The sequence below is a fragment of the Pseudomonas sp. WOUb67 genome (assembly GCF_050058005.1).
Taxonomy (GTDB): domain Bacteria; phylum Pseudomonadota; class Gammaproteobacteria; order Pseudomonadales; family Pseudomonadaceae; genus Aquipseudomonas; species Aquipseudomonas putida_R.
Genome location: NZ_CP170112.1, coordinates 348,420 through 365,268, shown reverse-complemented (window position 1 = coordinate 365,268; position 16,849 = coordinate 348,420). Strand labels below are relative to the sequence as shown.

Annotated in this window: 12 protein-coding genes; 6 read left to right on the top strand and 6 right to left on the bottom strand. The window is 61.6% G+C overall.

All coding sequences use genetic code 11. The features are described from left to right. Window positions 1-299: 299 nt before the first annotated feature. The 3 genes from ABOC32_RS01650 to ABOC32_RS01640 are packed head-to-tail and all read left to right on the top strand — an operon-like array spanning window position 300 to window position 7,531. Window positions 300-3,056 (top strand): TonB-dependent receptor plug domain-containing protein, encoded by a 2,757-nt coding sequence (locus tag ABOC32_RS01650; RefSeq protein ID WP_426809932.1) that lies wholly within the window; start codon window positions 300-302, stop codon window positions 3,054-3,056. Between the two features lie 27 nt (window positions 3,057-3,083). Beyond that, window positions 3,084-5,867 (top strand): insulinase family protein, encoded by a 2,784-nt coding sequence (locus ABOC32_RS01645; RefSeq protein ID WP_426809931.1) that lies wholly within the window; start codon window positions 3,084-3,086, stop codon window positions 5,865-5,867. Beyond that, window positions 5,864-7,531: an ABC transporter ATP-binding protein/permease gene (locus ABOC32_RS01640; RefSeq protein ID WP_426809930.1), complete on the top strand. Its 1,668-nt coding sequence runs from the start codon at window positions 5,864-5,866 to the stop codon at window positions 7,529-7,531. The genes ABOC32_RS01645 and ABOC32_RS01640 overlap by 4 nt, the downstream gene beginning before the upstream one ends. A gap of 432 nt (window positions 7,532-7,963) precedes the next feature. Here the strand turns inward: ABOC32_RS01640 and ABOC32_RS01635 are convergent, their stop codons facing one another. Further along, the gene (locus ABOC32_RS01635) at window positions 7,964-8,221 is read right to left on the bottom strand and encodes a hypothetical protein (protein WP_043202844.1); all 258 of its coding nucleotides are present in this window, start codon (window positions 8,219-8,221) and stop codon (window positions 7,964-7,966) included. Between the two features lie 345 nt (window positions 8,222-8,566). Here ABOC32_RS01635 and ABOC32_RS01630 point away from each other — a divergent pair, with 345 nt between their 5' ends. Then, window positions 8,567-10,486, top strand: coding sequence for a reprolysin-like metallopeptidase (locus ABOC32_RS01630; protein ID WP_426809929.1), 1,920 nt, complete (start codon window positions 8,567-8,569; stop codon window positions 10,484-10,486). A 39-nt stretch (window positions 10,487-10,525) separates the two neighbouring features. On the opposite strand, the gene ABOC32_RS01625 is transcribed toward ABOC32_RS01630, so the two are convergent. From ABOC32_RS01625 to choX, 4 genes are all read right to left on the bottom strand, one after another. After that, window positions 10,526-11,002 (bottom strand): thioesterase family protein, encoded by a 477-nt coding sequence (locus tag ABOC32_RS01625; protein ID WP_426809928.1) that lies wholly within the window; start codon window positions 11,000-11,002, stop codon window positions 10,526-10,528. Between the two features lie 10 nt (window positions 11,003-11,012). Beyond that, entirely contained in the window at window positions 11,013-11,978 is a 966-nt protein-coding gene (locus ABOC32_RS01620; protein ID WP_426809927.1) for an L-carnitine dehydrogenase, read from the bottom strand. An 18-nt stretch (window positions 11,979-11,996) separates the two neighbouring features. Further along, on the bottom strand, window positions 11,997-12,881 hold the full coding sequence (locus ABOC32_RS01615; protein ID WP_426809926.1) for a 3-keto-5-aminohexanoate cleavage protein: 885 nt from the start codon (window positions 12,879-12,881) through the stop codon (window positions 11,997-11,999). A 121-nt stretch (window positions 12,882-13,002) separates the two neighbouring features. Continuing rightward, window positions 13,003-13,947, bottom strand: a complete 945-nt coding sequence (gene choX / locus ABOC32_RS01610) for a choline ABC transporter substrate-binding protein (RefSeq protein WP_368977704.1) — start codon at window positions 13,945-13,947, stop codon at window positions 13,003-13,005. 147 nt (window positions 13,948-14,094) lie between these two features. Here choX and ABOC32_RS01605 point away from each other — a divergent pair, with 147 nt between their 5' ends. Then, a complete protein-coding gene (locus ABOC32_RS01605; protein ID WP_426809925.1) occupies window positions 14,095-15,039 on the top strand; it encodes a GlxA family transcriptional regulator in 945 nt (314 codons plus the stop codon). Window positions 15,040-15,154: 115 nt separating this feature from the next. Here the strand turns inward: ABOC32_RS01605 and ABOC32_RS01600 are convergent, their stop codons facing one another. Continuing rightward, window positions 15,155-15,556: a lysozyme inhibitor LprI family protein gene (locus tag ABOC32_RS01600; protein WP_426809924.1), complete on the bottom strand. Its 402-nt coding sequence runs from the start codon at window positions 15,554-15,556 to the stop codon at window positions 15,155-15,157. A gap of 284 nt (window positions 15,557-15,840) precedes the next feature. On the opposite strand from ABOC32_RS01600, the gene ABOC32_RS01595 reads away from it, so the two are divergent. Then, entirely contained in the window at window positions 15,841-16,818 is a 978-nt protein-coding gene (locus ABOC32_RS01595) for a dipeptidase (protein ID WP_400654401.1), read from the top strand. Window positions 16,819-16,849: the final 31 nt, after the last annotated feature.

The window sequence follows — 16,849 nt, the reverse complement described above, 5'->3', positions numbered from 1 at the left end:
GCTCCCACAAAGAGCGGCCAGTGTAGTACCTGTGGGAGCTGGCTTGCCGGCGATGAGGCCGGTACAGCAACTCCAATTCATTGTTTGAAAAATAATTTCCGAAATTTCTGAAAAATCCCCGCACTGCCCCGTCTTCTCCCCCGCGCGCAACAACTGATACCGATTCGTATTCTATTTTGCAGCCCGGCGATTGCCGGGGGTGGGGATGTGGGATGACTGAAACATCAAGCCGGAAGCCGCGCAGCGCGCGGGGTTGGTCGTTGCGCCTGAAAAAAGTTGCGGGTGCAGGTGTGCTCGGCATGAGCTGCGCAATCACCGTTGCACCCATCCAGGCAGAGGAAGCGGCCCAGCCGCGTTCAGTGCTGGCGCAGGTTCACGCCTTCGACATCCCGGCACAGAAACTGGCCATTGCCCTGATCAACTTCGGCCAGCAAAGTGGTCTGCAGGTCAGCGTCGACCCGGACCTGCTCGACGGCCTGCACTCCACCGCTGTCAGCGGTCAGCTCAGCAGCGAGGCTGCACTGGCACAACTGCTGCTGGGCACCGGCATCACCTGGGACTACGAATACGGCGCCCTGATTTTCCGCCTGCTGCACGCCGACAACGGTTCTGTCGAACTGCACAACACCGTGGTACTCGGCGACACCGAAGAAAACAGCTTCATGGGCACCACGGTCATCGACCGCAAGGCCATCCAGGCCTTCCCGGGCGCCAACGGCGACATCACTACCTTGCTGCAAATGCACCCGAACGTGCAGTTCAGCACCGAGCAGAAGAGCTCCAACACCCCCGGTGAGATCGACCCCGCCGACATCAGCATCAACGGCGCCAAGTTCTATCAGAACAATTTCATGATCGACGGCATCTCGATCAACAACGACCTTGACCCCGGCGCCCACGGCTACGGCGAAACCCGCCAGTTCGACTCGGCCCCCAGCCGTTCCCACGGCATCGCCCTCGACGCCGACCTGCTGGAAGAGATCAAGGTCTACGACAGCAACGTGCCGGTGGAGTACGGGGGGTTCAATGGTGGTGTGATCGACGCCATCACCCGCCGCCCAACCCAAGACCTGCATGGCAAGATTTCCTATGCCATGAGCCGCTCGGAATGGACGAGCTATCACATCACCGACGAGAAGAAGGATACCTTCGAAACCTCGTCCAACGAGCAGAACCAGCCGGAGTTCAAAAAGACCACCCTGCGCGGCACCCTCGAAGGCCATTTCAATGAAGACTTCGGTGCCTTGTTGAACTTCTCGCAGAAGCGGTCTTATCTGCCCCTGCGCAGCTACAAGGGCGGCTACAACAGCCCCAACAACGACAACGAGGAAGAGCAGACCCGCAAGCTCGACAACTTCCTGCTCAAGACCTACTGGACGGTCAACGACCGCTTGAGCCTGGACACCTCGATTGTCTACGCCCCGCAAGAGAACAGCTACTTCCGCGAAGATTACAAAGAGTCCCACTACACCAACATCAACGGTGGCTGGCAGGGTTCGCTCAAGGCCACCTACGAAGGCGATGACGCCACCTGGACCCAGCAACTGGCGCTGACCAACCTCAACACTTCCCGCGAGTCCGAGCGTGATGACGTGGTCATGTGGTACTGGTCGCAAGAAAAGGACTGGGGCAACCCTGATTCCAGCAGTGCCCGCAGCGGTGAGGGTGCCTTCGGCAACCTGACCCAGACTCAGCGCGGTGTCGACTACAAGCTCAAGGCCGACTGGCAGACGGTTGCCTTTGCTGGCGGTACGCACAGCGTGACCACAGGCCTGGAGTTGGGCTACCAGCGCGCCACTTGGGAGCGTGAAGACGACGCCGAGGCGGTGACTACTTTCAAGCGTGACAACGGCACCTCCTGTTCGGGCAACGACCCCTGGTGCTCGGTGAGCCCATTGCTCAACGGCAACACCCGCCAGTACGGCAGCGTGTACATGAACTACGGCGCGGGCAAAGTGGACGTCGATCAGAAGAAATACGCGCTGTTCGTGCAGGACGTGATGGGCTACGGCAACCTGACGTTGCGCCCCGGCCTGCGCTTCGAAGGCGATGACTACATGGAGAAAAAGAGCCTGGCGCCACGTTTCTCGGGTGACTATGACTTCTTCGGCGATCGCAGCACCGTGCTGGTGTTCGGCGCCAACCGCTACTACGGGCGCAATCTGTTCAAGTACCGCCTGGCTGATGGCCGGCAGGCCTTCACCTCGCGCTACACCCGGGCCTCTCAGACCAGCGACTGGGTGCTGGCGTCGCAGAACCAGAACACCAGCAAGTTCTCGACCATGGATATTCCGTATGACGACGAATTCATGGTCGGCCTCAACCAACGCTGGTTCGATACCGAGTTCCAGCTCAAGTATGTCAACCGCAAGGGCCACGACCAGATCTACCGCACCCGGCCGTACTACTACCTGGACGAGAAGGACATCCCCGAGGGCTACAGCAAGGACTACTACGCCTACCTCAATGCCGGGACCAGCGAGAGCGAGAACGTCAGCCTGACCATTACCCCGATGCACCCACTGCGCTTCATGGGCACGACCACCAGCGTGCAGATGGCCCTGGACTGGTCGCGCACCAAGGACGCCTACGGCGCTACTTACGAAGCTGGGCTGGATGGGGATGAATTGTCCGGCGCCGACGTGGTGCTCGACGGCAAGCGTATCCCCTACAACGAACTGCCTGGCAGCGATTACAACCGCCCCTGGACCGCGCGCCTGATGACCATCACCGAGATCCCCCAGTGGAATCTCACTGTCAGCAACTTCTTCCGCTACCGCGGCGCCTATGACCAGGTCGTGGATATCGACTCGGAGGTCGAAGTCGACGGCGAGATGCTCAGCAGGTACGAAACCGTTAATACCCCGGCGGCACCGACCTGGGACATGCGCCTTGCCTGGGACATACCCACCGGCAAGGACCAGGCGTTCTTCGTCAACGTCGACGTGACCAACGTCACCGACCAGGTCAACAAGATCGCCAGCCGCGAGTCGGTCAGCCTGATCAGCTACGAAGTCGGCCGCCAGTACTGGCTGGAAGTCGGCTACCGCTTCTAACCCTATAAAAAAACCGTGGATACCCTGATGAAAAAGCTCATCGCGGGCCTGCTCGGCCCGCTGTTGCTCGGCGCCTGCGCCACCCTGCCCGAGGCCGACGCGCCGTTGCCCTGGGATGCCCGGGTAGTACAGGGCCAATTGGCCAACGGTCTGGCCTACCGGCTGGTGCGCGACGCCTCCCAGGCAGGGCGGCTGGACCTGCGCCTGACAGTCAAGGCCGGCTCGGTGGACGAAGCTGACGACCAGGTCGGCGTGGCCCACATGGTCGAACACCTGGCCTTCCACAGCCGCGCCGGTGGCGAGCACAACGTGCGCCAGCGCATGACCGACCTGGGGTGGGTACAGGGGCGGCACTTCAATGCCGTGACCAACTACGAACGCACCCAGTACCTGATCGGCCCACCCGCTGGCGTGCGCCAGGCGCCACAGGCATTACAGGCCTTGGCCGACCTGGCTTTCGCCCGCGACTACAACGCCCAGGACCTGGAGCGTGAACGGCCGATCGTGATCGAGGAATGGCGTGGCGGCCTGGGCGTGGCCCAGCGCATGAACGAGCAGCGCACCGCCTCCCAGCGAGTGGGCTCGCGCTACCCCGGGCACCGCACCATCGGCAACGAAGCGGCGATCCGCTCGGCCAGCCTGCAAAACCTGCAAGCCTTTCAGAACCGCTGGTACCTGCCCAACAACATGGTGCTGTCGGCGGTTGGCGATTTCGACCCCGAGGCCATGCGCGCCCAGATTGAACAGGCATTCGGCGCGGCCAAGGCGGGCGAAGTGCCGGGCCGCGGGCAACGGGAGCTGCTGCTGGACGACAAGCTGAAAGTGTTCCACTTGCAAGACCCGCAATCGGGCAGCAACCAGGTGGCGATGCTGTTCCGCTCCCATGAACCGGATAGCCGCGGCACCACCCGCGCCGCATTGCGCGAGCGACTGATCGACCGCATGACCCTCGCCGCCATGCTCGACAGCCTGCGTCGCCAACCGCGAGAGGCGGGGGTGCGCAGCCTGATCGCACAGAAGACCCTGATCGGTGCGCACTCCAGCGTGCTCGGCATCGCCGCCGGTGTCGAGGGCCAGGCCCATGACCAGGCACTGCAACAATTGCTGGCCGAGACCGAGCGCCTGCGCCAGCACGGCTTCAGCGAAGCGGACTTGCAGCGCGAGCGCGAGCATATCCGCGTGCTCGGCGAAAAGACCTTGGCCAAGCAAGCCCCGCGCACCTTCGAACAGTGGGTGGAACAGCTGAACAACGCCGCCGTGCAGGATGCGGCGTTAACCGACCGGCACGCCACGGCTGCGCGCTACCTTGAGGTGCTGGGCAGCATTACCCGCAATGACCTGAACGACCGCCTGCGTCGCTGGCTCGCTAGCCCAGATCGGGTGCTGCAAGTGAGTGCGCCAGGCACCTCCGAGGTTGCCTTGCCGACGGTCGCACAGGTTGAGGCGCAGCAGGCCGAATTCGCCGGCAAATCGCTTTCGGCCCCTGTGCAGACGGCGCCCGCAACGGTTGCAGCACCCATCCTTCGAATGCCCGCTGCGGTGTCGGCGGCAGATGTCGTCGAGCGCAAGGTCTTCGCTGAGCAGCATGTCGAACACTGGCGCCTGAGCAACGGTGATCGTCTGGTCTGGCTCAAACGCAACGGCCCGGACGGCAAATCGCTGCTGCAAGCCGACTCGTCAGCAGGCTACTCCCTTGAGGATGTACCGGTCTGGCGCCTGCAAATGGCTGCGCAGCTTGGTGCCCGCAGCGGCTTGCCGGGTATGGCCCCAGAGGCGCTGGCCACCTGGCGCCAGGCCCAGCGGGCCACGCTCAGCCTCGACCATCAGCCCCAGCGTTTGACGTTCAACCTTGGCGCCGAACCTGAGCAGTTGCTGGCGCTGCTGCAAAGCTACCGCACGAGTCAGTTGGCCAGCGTCGACCCGGCCCTGTTCGCCGAGTCCCGTGACGAGCTGCTGCAACGCCTGCGTAGCCGCCCGGAGGATGTACGCGGGCTGCAGGAAAGCCGACAGCGTGTGCTCAAGTACGGCGCCGACCACTGGCAGTCGCCGGACACCCGCGCCCTCGAACAACTGACCGCCGAACAGCTGACTGCCGACTGGAAGCTGTTGGCCGGTGCGCCGGTGACCTATTACCTGATGGCGGATACGGCGCCTGAAGCGCTGGAAAAAATGGTCCGTGAAATGCTCGCGACCATACCGCGCAGTGCTTCGCTGGCCAGCCAGCAAGCCTTGCAGCAGCCCGGCCAGCGCCGTGAAGACTTGGCCATCGCGCTGGAGCCACGCGTGGTCTTGCAGGCCAGCAGCTTCCAGCCGCAAGCCTGGAGCCCGGAAGCGGCGGTGCGGGTGTCGGTGTTGCGCGACCTGGCCAACCAGCGCCTGAAGGCGCAGCTGCGCGGCGAGGCCTCGGGCGTATACCGCCTGCGTTTCGACAGCGAGCTGAATGCCGATACCCAGCGCGTCGAGAGCAGCCTCAGCTTCACCTGCGACCCGGCCAGGGCCGACGAGCTGTGGGCCATGGCGCAGAACACTCTCGCCAGCCTGCAACCTGATGCCGAATGGGTGGTGGCCGAGCGTCGCGAACTGCTGCGCCAGGAGAGCAAACGCCGCGAAGACCCGCAAACCCAGTTCAAGCGCCTGGTCCTCAGCGACCGCCGCTGGCACGACCCACGCTACCTGCAGACCCAGGCGCAGTTGCCTGAGGCACTGACCTTGCCGGAGCTGCAACAACAGGCACGGCAGCTGTTCCCGCGGGCTAATCAGGTTCAGCTGCGCCTGTTGCCCTCTGCTGCGGCGCTGGAGCAGGCACTGTGAAAACCCTGCGTACCTTCTGCCGCCTCAGCCGCCCGTTCTGGCACGACCGTGGGCAATGGCCGGCCTGGCTCATGTTGGCGGCGGTGATCGGCCTGGGCTTGCTGGTGGTGCAGATCAATGTGCTGATCAACAGCTGGAGCAAGGTCTTCTACGACACCCTGGCCGCATTCGACACCACGGGGCTGTACGGCCTGGTCGGCGAGTACGCGCTGTACCTGGGCAGCTATGTGCTGATCGTCGTGGCCATGGACTACATCCGCAAAGGGCTGGAGCTGCGCTGGCGCCAAGCGATGACCGGGCGCCTGACCGATGCCTGGCTGGCCGACCAGGCCTTCTACCGCCTGGGGCTGACCGGCGAGCCGGACAACCCCGACCAGCGCATTGCCCAAGACATCGACCTGATGGTCGGCCTGAGCATCGAGCTGGTGGCCTCGCTGGTGATCAACCTGGCGCAGGTCGGCGCGTTCATGGTGATCTTGTGGAACTTGTCGGGGGTGCAAACCTTCAGCCTGTTCGGCGAAACGTTCACGGTTCATGGCTACCTGGTGTGGATCGTGCTGGCCTACACCGTGGCCGGCAGCCTGGTGACGCACCTGATCGGCAAGCCACTGCATGCGTTGAACTACGAGCGCGAACACCGCGAGGCGGACTTTCGCGCCAGCCTGTTGCGCAAGCGTGACCATGCCGAGCAGATTGCGCTGTACCGCGGCGAGGCGGTCGAACGTGAGCACCTGGCCGAGCGCTTTCGCGCCATTGCCGACAACTGGCGGCAACTGATGGGGCGTGAGCGCAACCTCAGCCTGTTCACCGTCTCTTACGAGCGCTTGAGCCTGATCATCCCGGTGTTCGCCGCCTTGCCGGCATTCATGGCCAAGGCCATCACCCTGGGTGGGCTGATGCAGATCCGCAGTGCCTTCAACGCGGTGCACGGTTCGCTCAGCTGGTTCATCAAGCTCTACCACAAACTGGTGCGCTGGAGCGCAGCCTTGCAGCGGCTGGAACAGTTCGAGCAGGCCATTGCCGCCAGCCGCGGGCAGGCCGTTATCGCTGCACAGGGTGACTGCCTGTGCACACGCGGGCTAACGCTTTGCCGGCCGGATGGCAGTGCCATGCTGCACAACCTGGACCTGCAAGCAGGGCAGGGCCAGTGGCTGCGCCTGGGCGGGCGCAGCGGGCTGGGCAAGTCGACCTTGCTGCGCACCTTGCAGGGGCTTTGGCCCTATTGCCTGGGCGACTGGCAACTGCCACCGGGTCGCAGCTTGCTGCTGCCGCAGAAACCCTACATGCCGCATATGAGTTTGCGCGCGTTACTGGCTTATCCACAGGTGCGGTCGATTGACGACGTGTTGCTGGTGGATGTACTGGGCAAGGTAGGGTTGAGCGGGTTGATCGGGCAGCTGGACAAGCAGGCGGAGTGGGAGCGTGTGCTTTCCGGTGGTGAGCAGCAGCGGTTGAGCCTGGCGCGGGCATTGCTGTACCGGCCGGATACCTTGTACCTGGATGAGGCAACCAGCCAGCTGGACTTGGGCAGTGCCTGGGCCTTGCTGGAAATGCTCAGGCGCGAGTTGCCGGAATGCACAGTGGTTGGGGTGACCCACCAGGAAGGACTGGCGCGATTGTTCGACCGGACTGCAGAACTGGAAAAGCTGGCCGAGCCTGTGTAAGGCAGGCCTGGCCCTATCGCCGGCAAGCCAGCTCCTACAGGTACTCCACAGGCCTCGGGCCTTGTGTAATCTGTGTAAGGCAGGCCTGGCCCTATCGCCGGCAAGCCAGCTCCTACAGGTACTCCACAGGCCTCGGGCCTTGTGTAATCTGTGTAAGGCAGGCCTGGCCCTATCGCCGGCAAGCCAGCTCCTACAGGTACTCCACAGGCCTCGGGCCTTGTGTAATCTGTGTAAGGCAGGCCTGGCCCTATCGCCGGCAAGCCAGCTCCTACAGGTACTCCACAGGCCTCGGGCCTTGTGTAATCTGTGTAAGGCAGGCCTGGCCCTATCGCCGGCAAGCCAGCTCCCACAGGTACTCCACAGGCCTCGGGCCTAGTGTAATCACTGTGGGAGCTGGCTTGCCGGCGATAGGGCCAGTGCAGGAAAAATGAATCAGGCCCGCTTGTTGAAATTCGCCAAGGCCGGCAACAGCTGCTTGTCGATGGCCTGGCGCACCGCCGGCAGAATCGTCGCACTGCCGGTATACATCTGCTCGACCATGCCCTTCAGCGCCCGCGCATTAGGCTCGGTCAAACCGCGCACAACCGCCTCGCAAGCCTGCTCGGCACTGGCCCCCGCGGGTATCTCGAACCCGCGCGCGCGCAGGTGGCCTGCCAGGTCGTCCTGATCAATCAAATCCGCATGCATCATGGCTGTTGTCCCTTTTATCGCTAAGAGAGTGCTGCTGTGATTTACGACCGATTCTGTGACGCCTGCGACATACCCGCAACAACAGAATGCCGGCATGACTGCTTTGGCTAAGAACAGGTCGTTTACGGCTAAATCCCCCGCCCGGCAAGCCCGCACACTGAAGCCATTCACGGTACCCGGGGGTTTGGTCACCCTCACTCATGCACAGTGGATGTTGCTCGCTCTTGGCCCCGCTGGCTCACGGCTTTGCGGGGTTATTTTTTTCTGCGACCTGATATTTTTGCCAGTTGCCGCTTGTGGCTAACTTACCTCTAATGCTCATAGTTCTGAGCATGAGGTGAGATCATGAAAAAACATTTTTTTGCTAGTTGCTTAATGGCGGCGAGTTGGGGAGTCATTGCGGCGTGCGCATACTCTTTCACCCCGGCTATGGCTGCCACCCCACAACCGCTCCGCCTTCTCGAGCCGGACCGTTCAAGTGATGTACAAGCGCTTGAACGAACACCTGGAACTTATCCCTACTTGACCAAGTTGATCAAAGATCCGGCGTCTGAACACGTACAAATAGTAAATGTTCAGGCGTCCTTGGTGTCTGCTGAGACCAAGACGCTGCGGGTGCAACTGAGTAACGATAAAGCAGTCGATTTCAAGTTGAGGCGCGCAGATCCGCCAGCACCGGGCATGGAGGGTTGGGTGGGGGATGTGTTGTCGGAATCTGATCAGAAACCCCGTTCAAACTCGGAGATCGACTTCGATCCCTTGACCTGGATTTCCCTTGTGCGCAAGGATGATCACTTGGTGGGCAGTTTGTATGTCGAGGGTCAACACTATCGGTTGGAATACGTAGGGGCCGGAAAACATGTGCTGATCAAGGAAAATGCATCAAAACTGCCACCGGAGGCGCTCTTCACTCCCGAGTTGGGTACCAGCGCCCTGGGTAAGGCGCCTCAGTCCGCGCACAGTACCATTCGTGTGCTTTTTACCAGCACCAACGAAGTACGTACAGAAAGGCCAACCTACAGGGAGCAGCTAGTGCTTGCAATGCAGAGCGCGAACCAATATATGCTCAACTCGCGAGTACCGGTTACGTTCGAAATCGCAGATTTCTATGATGTTGATTATTGCGCATGCGGTAAGACTGGGGTGGAGCAATTTAGTGATTTCAAGCTGCCAGGGCGTGAGTTGAATACTCAGGTTATGCAGAAGCGAGCGCAAGTTTACGCTGATTTGATGACGCTCTACACGTCATGGCCGGGGACCGGAGGTGAGGCCTACGGCAGGGCATACTCGATTGTCGGATCCTACAACACACTCGGTCACGAGTATGGTCATAACTTCGGGGCGTGGCATGGTTGGAACGGGAACGAATCTGCTGGTTACAACCATGGGTATAAACACGAGAACCCCAGATTCCATACGATCATGATCACGACCGGCGGTGCCATTCCTTATTTTTCGAACCCAAGGCTAACCTACCAAGGCGTAAGCATAGGGACCGTCAAGCACCATGATGTCGCACGCACCCTGGATGAAAATAGGGGCGTGATCGAAGATCTGTCTCCGCCCATAAAATCAGCAGCTGCCATCCTTTACAGCCAAGAAAATTTCCAGGGCGATTCTTGTCGGTTATTTAATATTCAAGGAACGGCTGTCAGTATTTCAAGCGAATGCCGCAATCAGCCAGTGCGCTCCTTCAGAGTGACCGGGGATATGGTTGCTCAGAAATTTTGTTTGTATGATCAATCCGGTGCTCGACATGTTTGTTACGCGGGTGGCGCAAACTCGCCGACATCATTCGAGGTTACAAATGTCGACCAGCCCGGTGCCCCTCCTACATTTGTTCGCACTCAAAAAGGAAATGATTTGAGTGGCGCTGCTGTAGACCTGCTCTATGGCAATAATGCGATATTGCTTTTTGCGGGAGCTAATTTTACCAAACCACTCTGCAGTTTTCCGCTTTATCCGGGAGAATATGTGGTCGCCGATACACCGGGCTGTCCCGAAGATGCGGGAGGAAAAGCACGCTCAGCAAAAATATTCCAACAACTGGGGCCAGATGGTCAGCTAACAGGCAGGCAGTGGTGTTTCTTCAATGGTGATCGCAGCCGTACCCTGTGCCTCAAAGGCGGCTACTGGGGTAAGTTTGGTGTGGCTAACTTCGACTCGGCACAAGGTATTCCTCCTGAAATCGTTCGAACTCAAAGTGGCGGCTACATGAACGGCAGTGTCCATCGGGTCAAAGTGGATATTGTTAGTGTGCCTTAAGTAGCCGCGTGCAGCGACCAATTTTAAATTTGGTCGCTGCTATTTATCCATGGGTAGTCGCAAGGTTCTGTTTATGTATAGGGGTGCTGGCAAGTCTCGCTGCTGTTCAGTTATTTGTTCTAGCGCCTGTAGTGTTCGCGTACTGAATGGGGCTGACTTCGGCCCCTTCAGGTCCACGTGCAGCAACATCTGTTCGCTCGCGGCCAATGCTTCTTCACAGCCTTTCCGGTGCAGGCTGTGATAAACATGCAGGCGTTTTTGATCAAAACCGACAATTTGCGTTTGCACCCACACCTCAGTGCCTAGCTTCACTTCATGCAAGTAGTTGATGTGCGCCTCAAGGGTGAACAGCGAATTACCACTCTGCCCACGGTTGTCGGCATCCAGGCCGATGCGCTCCATCAGGGCATCGGTGGCATAGCTGAAAATCAGCAAGTAATAGGCATCGCGCAAATGCCCGTTGTAGTCGACCCAGTCCTCCTGGACCGGGGTGCGGTAGGTGATCAGTGCGGGCATCGTGCTCTCCTCAGTCGCTGAATGACATGCCGTGGCTGGCCTTGCTTGTCTTCACCGCTTCCAGCACCGCCAGCAGGGTCTCATCACGATAGCGCTCCAGCGCGGCGATGCTGCGTTCGCCCAGTTGCTCCGAGGTGCCGTCCACCACATCGTCGATCAGCTTGTCGGTCAGCTCCGGTGCCGGCAGGTAGGTCCAGGGCAGCTTCAGGGCCGGGCCGAACTGCGACATGAAGTGGCGCATGCCGGCATCGCCACCGGCCAGGGTGTAGGTAAGGAAGGTGCCCATGAACGACCAGCGCAGGCCGGCGCCGAAGCGGATGGCGTCGTCGATTTCGCCGGTGGTCGCCACACCGTCGTTGACCAGGTGCAGGGCCTCACGCCAGAGCGCTTCGAGCAGGCGGTCGGCGATGAAACCGGGTACTTCCTTGCGCACATGCAGCGGGCGCATGCCCAGTGCGGTGTAGATGGTCTTTGCCGCCTCGATGGCTTCAGGCGCGGTGCGGTTGCCGCCGACGATCTCGACCAGCGGCAGCAGGTACACCGGGTTGAACGGGTGGCCGACCACGCAGCGCTCGGGGTGGGTGGACGACTCGTAGAACTCGCTGGGCAGCAGGCCCGAAGTGCTGGAGCCGATGATGGCCTGGGGCTTGGCGGCGGCGCTGATTTTTGCGTGCAGGTCGAGCTTCAGGTCCAGGCGCTCGGGCGCGCTTTCCTGGATGAAATCGGCGTCGCGCACGCATTCCTCGATGGTGCTGACAAACTTCAGCCGGTCCTGTGATGCACCTTGGGCCAGGCCTTGCTTTTCAAGTGCCGGCCAAGCGTTGGCGATGCGCTTGCGCAGGGCCTGTTCGGCACCGGGCGCTGGGTCCCAGGCGACCACGTCCAGGCCATGCGCCAGGGCACGGGCGACCCAGCCGCTGCCGATTACGCCGCTACCCAACGCGGCAAAGGTCTTGATCTCGGTGATGAAGGGCATATCGGTCTCCTGAAGGGATCAGTGGCGCTTGAGGTTCATTTTTTCCCGGCCTTCTGCCGGGGACAGGACACGGCCACCCATGCGGGTGATGATCTCGCTGGCGCGTTCAACCAACTGGCCGTTGCTGGCCAACACGCCACGGTCCAGGTACAGGTTGTCTTCAAGGCCGACCCGCACGTTGCCGCCCAGCAGCACGGCTTGCGCGGCCATCGGCATCTGCATGCGGCCGATGCCGAAGCCGGCCCAGGTGACGTTGGCGGGCAGGTTGTCGACCATCGCCTTCATGGTGGTGGTGTCGGCCGGTGCGCCCCATGGGATGCCCAGGCACAGCTGGAACAGCGGGTCTTCGAGCAGGCCTTCTTTCATCATCTGCTTGGCGAACCACAGGTGGCCGGTGTCGAAGATTTCCAGTTCGGCCTTCACGCCCAGTTCGGTGATGCGTTTGGCGCCTGCGCGCAGTTGCGCCGGGGTGGAGACGTAGATTGAGTTGCCGTCGCCGAAGTTGAGCGTGCCGCAATCGAGGGTGCAGATTTCCGGCAGCAGCGCTTCGACATGGGCCAGGCGCTCCAGCGGGCCGATAAGGTCGGTGCCCGGGCCGAACTCCAGCGGCGTTTCGCCCGGGCCGATTTCCAGGTCACCACCCATGCCGGCGGTGAGGTTGACGATGATGTCTACATCGGCTTCGCGGATGCGCTCCATGACTTCGCGGTACAGCGCCACATCGCGGCTGAAACGGCCTGTTTGCGGGTCGCGGACGTGGCAGTGGACCACGGTGGCGCCGGCCTTGGCGGCTTCGACGGCGGACTCGGCGATCTGCTTGGGGGTGACCGGGACCAGGTGGCTTTTCGAGGCGGTGTCGCCGGCGCCGGTGAGGGCACAGGTGATGATGACGTCGTGGTTCATGGCGGTTCCTTGTGTTGTCTGTACTGGCCTTTTCGCGGGTAAACCCGCTCCCACAGGAGACCGTATGGCCCCTGGCATATACTTGACCTGTGGGAGCGGGTTTACCCGCGAAGGGGCCGGATCAGTTGGCGGTAAGCTTGAGGTTGTCCGCAGCCGGCTTGCCGTCGAAGGTGGTCACACCTTCAAGCCAGCGAGCTTTGTCCTCGGGGTGGTCCTTGAGCCACTGGCGGGCCGATTCCAGCGCATCCTTGTGGTCGAGCAGCGGCTGCATCATGCGGCTCTCGTCCTCGGCGCTGAAGTTCAGGTTGGCCAGCAGGCGGTGGGCATTGGGGCAGCGCTCGGCGTAGTCCGGTGCGGTCACCGTCCACACCGTTGCACGGCCTTCGTCAGGGCCCAGGGCGTCCTGGCTTTCGCCCAGGTAGGCCATGTCGATGTTCACGTTCATCGGGTGCGGCGCCCAGCCGAAGAACACCACCGCCTCCTTGCGCCGCACGGCGCGGTCGACGGCGGCGAGCATGCCGGCCTCGCTGGACTCGACCAGCTGGAACTTGCCCAGGCCGAACTGGTTCTTGGTGATCATGGCCTTGATCTGGGTATTGGCACCGGAGCCTGGCTCGATGCCATAAATCTTGCCGCCCAGCTCTTTCTCGAACTTGTGGATATCGGCGAAGGTCTTCAGCCCTTTGTCATACAGGTACTTCGGCACTGCCAGGGTCGCCCGGGCATCTTCCAGGCTGGGCTTTTCCAGCACCTTCACCTGCTGGGCATCGATGAACGGGGTGATGGTCTGGGTCATGATCGGGTTCCAGTAACCCAGGAACATGTCCAGGCGCTTGTCGCGGATGCCGGCGAAGATGATCTGCTGCGAGGCGCTGGTCTGTTTGGTCTGGTAGCCCAGGCCATCAAGCAGCACCTGCGCCATGGCGCTGGTGGCGATGACGTCGGTCCAGTTGACCACGCCCAGGCGGACGTTCTTGCAGGCCGCAGGTTCAGCGGCGTAAAGCGGGGAAGTGGCGATGCTGCTCAGGGCAAGGGTCAACAGGCTGCGGCGGATCAAGCTGTGCATGGTGGCTCTCCATCGGCAGTGCATATTGTTATGGGGTTCCGACCTCTCTGGGCCGTGTGAACACGCTACGCTGCACGCAGGGTGAAAAATCGCACCCTGGCGACCAACACTTGCACGGAGGCGACCACCTTTGCCGTGGAGCATGCAATGCTGCAAAACATTCACTTTCTGCTGTTGCCCGGGTTCTCGGCCATGGGCTTCATCAGTGCCCTGGAACCGCTGCGGGTAGCCAACCGCTTCAAGGGGCCGTCTTATCGCTGGCAGGTGCTGAGCCTAGATGGCGGGGCGGTGCTGGCCAGCAATGGTATGTCGGTGAATGCCGATGCGGCTTTGGCGGCCGGTGAGCCTGCCGGCATTTTGCTGATCGTGGCCGGTTTCGACCCCTTGGCCTGCTATGGCCCGGCGCTGCAACAGGCGCTACGCCGCCTGGATCATGAAGGCGTGATACTCGGCGGCATCGATACCGGCGCGGTAGTGCTGGCCGAGGCCGGCCTGCTCGACGGCCACCGCGCCACCGTGCACTGGGAGGCGCTGGAAGCGTTCAAGGAAAACTACTCGAGCCTGCAGGCGACCCAAGAGCTGTTCGAGATCGACCGACGGCGTATCACCTGCGCTGGCGGCACAGCCTCAATCGACCTGATGCTTGACCTGATTGCCCAGGCCCACGGCAGCGAGCTGGCGGTGCAGGTGTCGGAGCAATTCGTGCTCGGGCGTATCCGCCCGCGACAAGACCACCAGCGCATGCAGATCGCCAGCCGCTATGGCATCAGCAACAAGAAGCTGGTGAAGGTGATTGGCGAAATGGAGCGCAACACCGAACAGCCGCTCAATACCCAGGTGCTGGCCGAAGCGGTGCAGGTGACCCGACGCCAGCTGGAGCGGCTGTTTCGCGTGCACCTGGACGACACGCCCAGTGGGTTCTATTTGCGACTGCGGCTGGACAAGGCCCGGCAGCTGTTGCGCCAGACCGACATGAGTGTGCTGGAGGTGGGGGTGGCGTGCGGGTTCGAGTCGGCTTCGTACTTTACCCGGTGTTATCGGGCGCGGTACCAGCGTTGCCCGCGGGAGGACAGGTTGGCCAGGGCGGTGTAGTTTTGCCTGTGCCGGCCTCTTCGCGGGCACGCCCGCTCCCACAGGATTACCACAGGCCAGAGGAATGTGGGGTCCCTGTGGGAGCGGGCGTGCCCGCGAAGAGGCCAGTACAGGTTTACTGCTGGCCGATGGACTGCAGGTACTCCGACCGGTCATCACTGCGCTGCGCCACGCAGGTATCCCACGCCGCCTGGAATGCCTTGCTCCCCTGCTTCTCGGCATAGGTCTCGACCTTGCAATCAGCATCGCGCAACTGCGTCCACAGCTTCTCGGCTGCATCCATGCGCCCGATCAGGGCGGTGGCCTGGTCGCCTTCGTCGGCATATTGATCGCGAATACGCTGGATCAGGTCATCGTAAGCCGACTTCAGCTCCCGCTCGGCCGTCTGCTTGTTGAACGCAGCGCAGGCGTAGGTCTGCTGGTCGGTGTCGACGTTGTCGCACGGGGTGCTTTCTTCCTCGCCGGCCTGGGCGCCCGATACGACGGCCAGCAGTACCAGCCATGCCAGTGATTTCATCCCTTTTCTCCTCAACAGGCTGACGAATCGCAGGGATTCTCGCTCAGACGAAGGCGTGTGGGTAGCTACCTGTCCAAATGTTCATAAAGCAGCCAGAAACGTCGTTATCGAGACTGTCTCTCATCGCCAGGCAGCGTGCCAGAGGGCGTGTTGTCGCGCATTGACGCTTTCGGCAAACCCCCTGTCGTTTTTGCATCGGGGCGCCTTTGGGCACAGGCATATGCTGGCCCCAAAGCGCCGGCACAAGGTTTGGCGCCAACCATTCAATAAAAGGGGACAGCCTGATGAGCCCAGCCGAACTTCACGCCGACAGCATCGTCATCGACGGCCTGATCATTGCCAAATGGAACCGCGAGCTGTTCGAGGACATGCGCAAAGGCGGGCTGACTGCGGCCAACTGCACGGTGTCGGTCTGGGAAGGCTTCAAGGCAACCGTCGACCAGATCGCCGCCAGCCAGAAGCTGATCCGCGACAACGGCGACCTGGTGATGCCGGTGCGCACCACCGCCGACATCCGCAAGGCCAAGGAACTGGGCAAGACCGGCATCCTCTTCGGCTTCCAGAACGCCCATGCGTTCGAAGACCAGATTGCCTATGTAGACGTGTTCAAGCAGCTGGGCGTGGGCATCGTGCAGATGTGCTACAACACCCAGAACCTGGTGGGCACCGGTTGCTACGAGCGTGACGGCGGCCTGTCGGGCTTCGGCCGCGAGATCGTGGCGGAAATGAACCGCGTCGGCATCATGTGCGACCTGTCCCACGTCGGTTCCAAGACCTCCGAAGAAGTCATCCTCGAGTCGAAAAAGCCGGTGTGCTACTCGCACTGCCTGCCGTCGGGCCTGAAAGAGCACCCGCGCAACAAGTCGGACGCAGAGCTGAAGTTCATCGCCGACCACGGCGGCTTCGTTGGCGTGACCATGTTCGCGCCGTTCCTGGCCAAGGGCATCGACTCGACCATCGACGACTACGCCGAAGCCATCGAATACACCATGAACATCGTCGGTGAAGACGCCATCGGTATCGGCACCGACTTCACCCAGGGCCACGGCCAGGACTTCTTCGAGTACCTGACCCACGACAAGGGCTACGCCCGTCGCCTGACCAACTTCGGCAAGATCATCAACCCGCTGGGCATCCGCACCGTGGGCGAATTCCCCAACCTCACCGAAACCTTGCTCAAGCGCGGCCACTCCGAGCGTGTGGTGCGCAAGATCATGGGCGAGAACTGGGTCAACGTCCTCAAGGACGTCTGGGGCGAGTAAGCCGCTCTCCAAGCCTGATAACCCCTGCCAG

Coding starts and splice junctions, on each gene's coding strand:
- ABOC32_RS01630 (WP_426809929.1), top strand. CDS start 8,567: ATGAAAAAACATTTTTTTGCTAGTTGCTTAATGGCGGCGAGTTGGGGA.
- ABOC32_RS01595 (WP_400654401.1), top strand. CDS start 15,841: ATGAGCCCAGCCGAACTTCACGCCGACAGCATCGTCATCGACGGCCTG.
- ABOC32_RS01625 (WP_426809928.1), bottom strand. CDS start 11,002: ATGCCCGCACTGATCACCTACCGCACCCCGGTCCAGGAGGACTGGGTC.
- ABOC32_RS01645 (WP_426809931.1), top strand. CDS start 3,084: ATGAAAAAGCTCATCGCGGGCCTGCTCGGCCCGCTGTTGCTCGGCGCC.
- ABOC32_RS01650 (WP_426809932.1), top strand. CDS start 300: ATGAGCTGCGCAATCACCGTTGCACCCATCCAGGCAGAGGAAGCGGCC.
- choX (WP_368977704.1), bottom strand. CDS start 13,947: ATGCACAGCTTGATCCGCCGCAGCCTGTTGACCCTTGCCCTGAGCAGC.
- ABOC32_RS01600 (WP_426809924.1), bottom strand. CDS start 15,556: ATGAAATCACTGGCATGGCTGGTACTGCTGGCCGTCGTATCGGGCGCC.
- ABOC32_RS01635 (WP_043202844.1), bottom strand. CDS start 8,221: ATGATGCATGCGGATTTGATTGATCAGGACGACCTGGCAGGCCACCTG.
- ABOC32_RS01615 (WP_426809926.1), bottom strand. CDS start 12,881: ATGAACCACGACGTCATCATCACCTGTGCCCTCACCGGCGCCGGCGAC.
- ABOC32_RS01620 (WP_426809927.1), bottom strand. CDS start 11,978: ATGCCCTTCATCACCGAGATCAAGACCTTTGCCGCGTTGGGTAGCGGC.
- ABOC32_RS01605 (WP_426809925.1), top strand. CDS start 14,095: ATGCTGCAAAACATTCACTTTCTGCTGTTGCCCGGGTTCTCGGCCATG.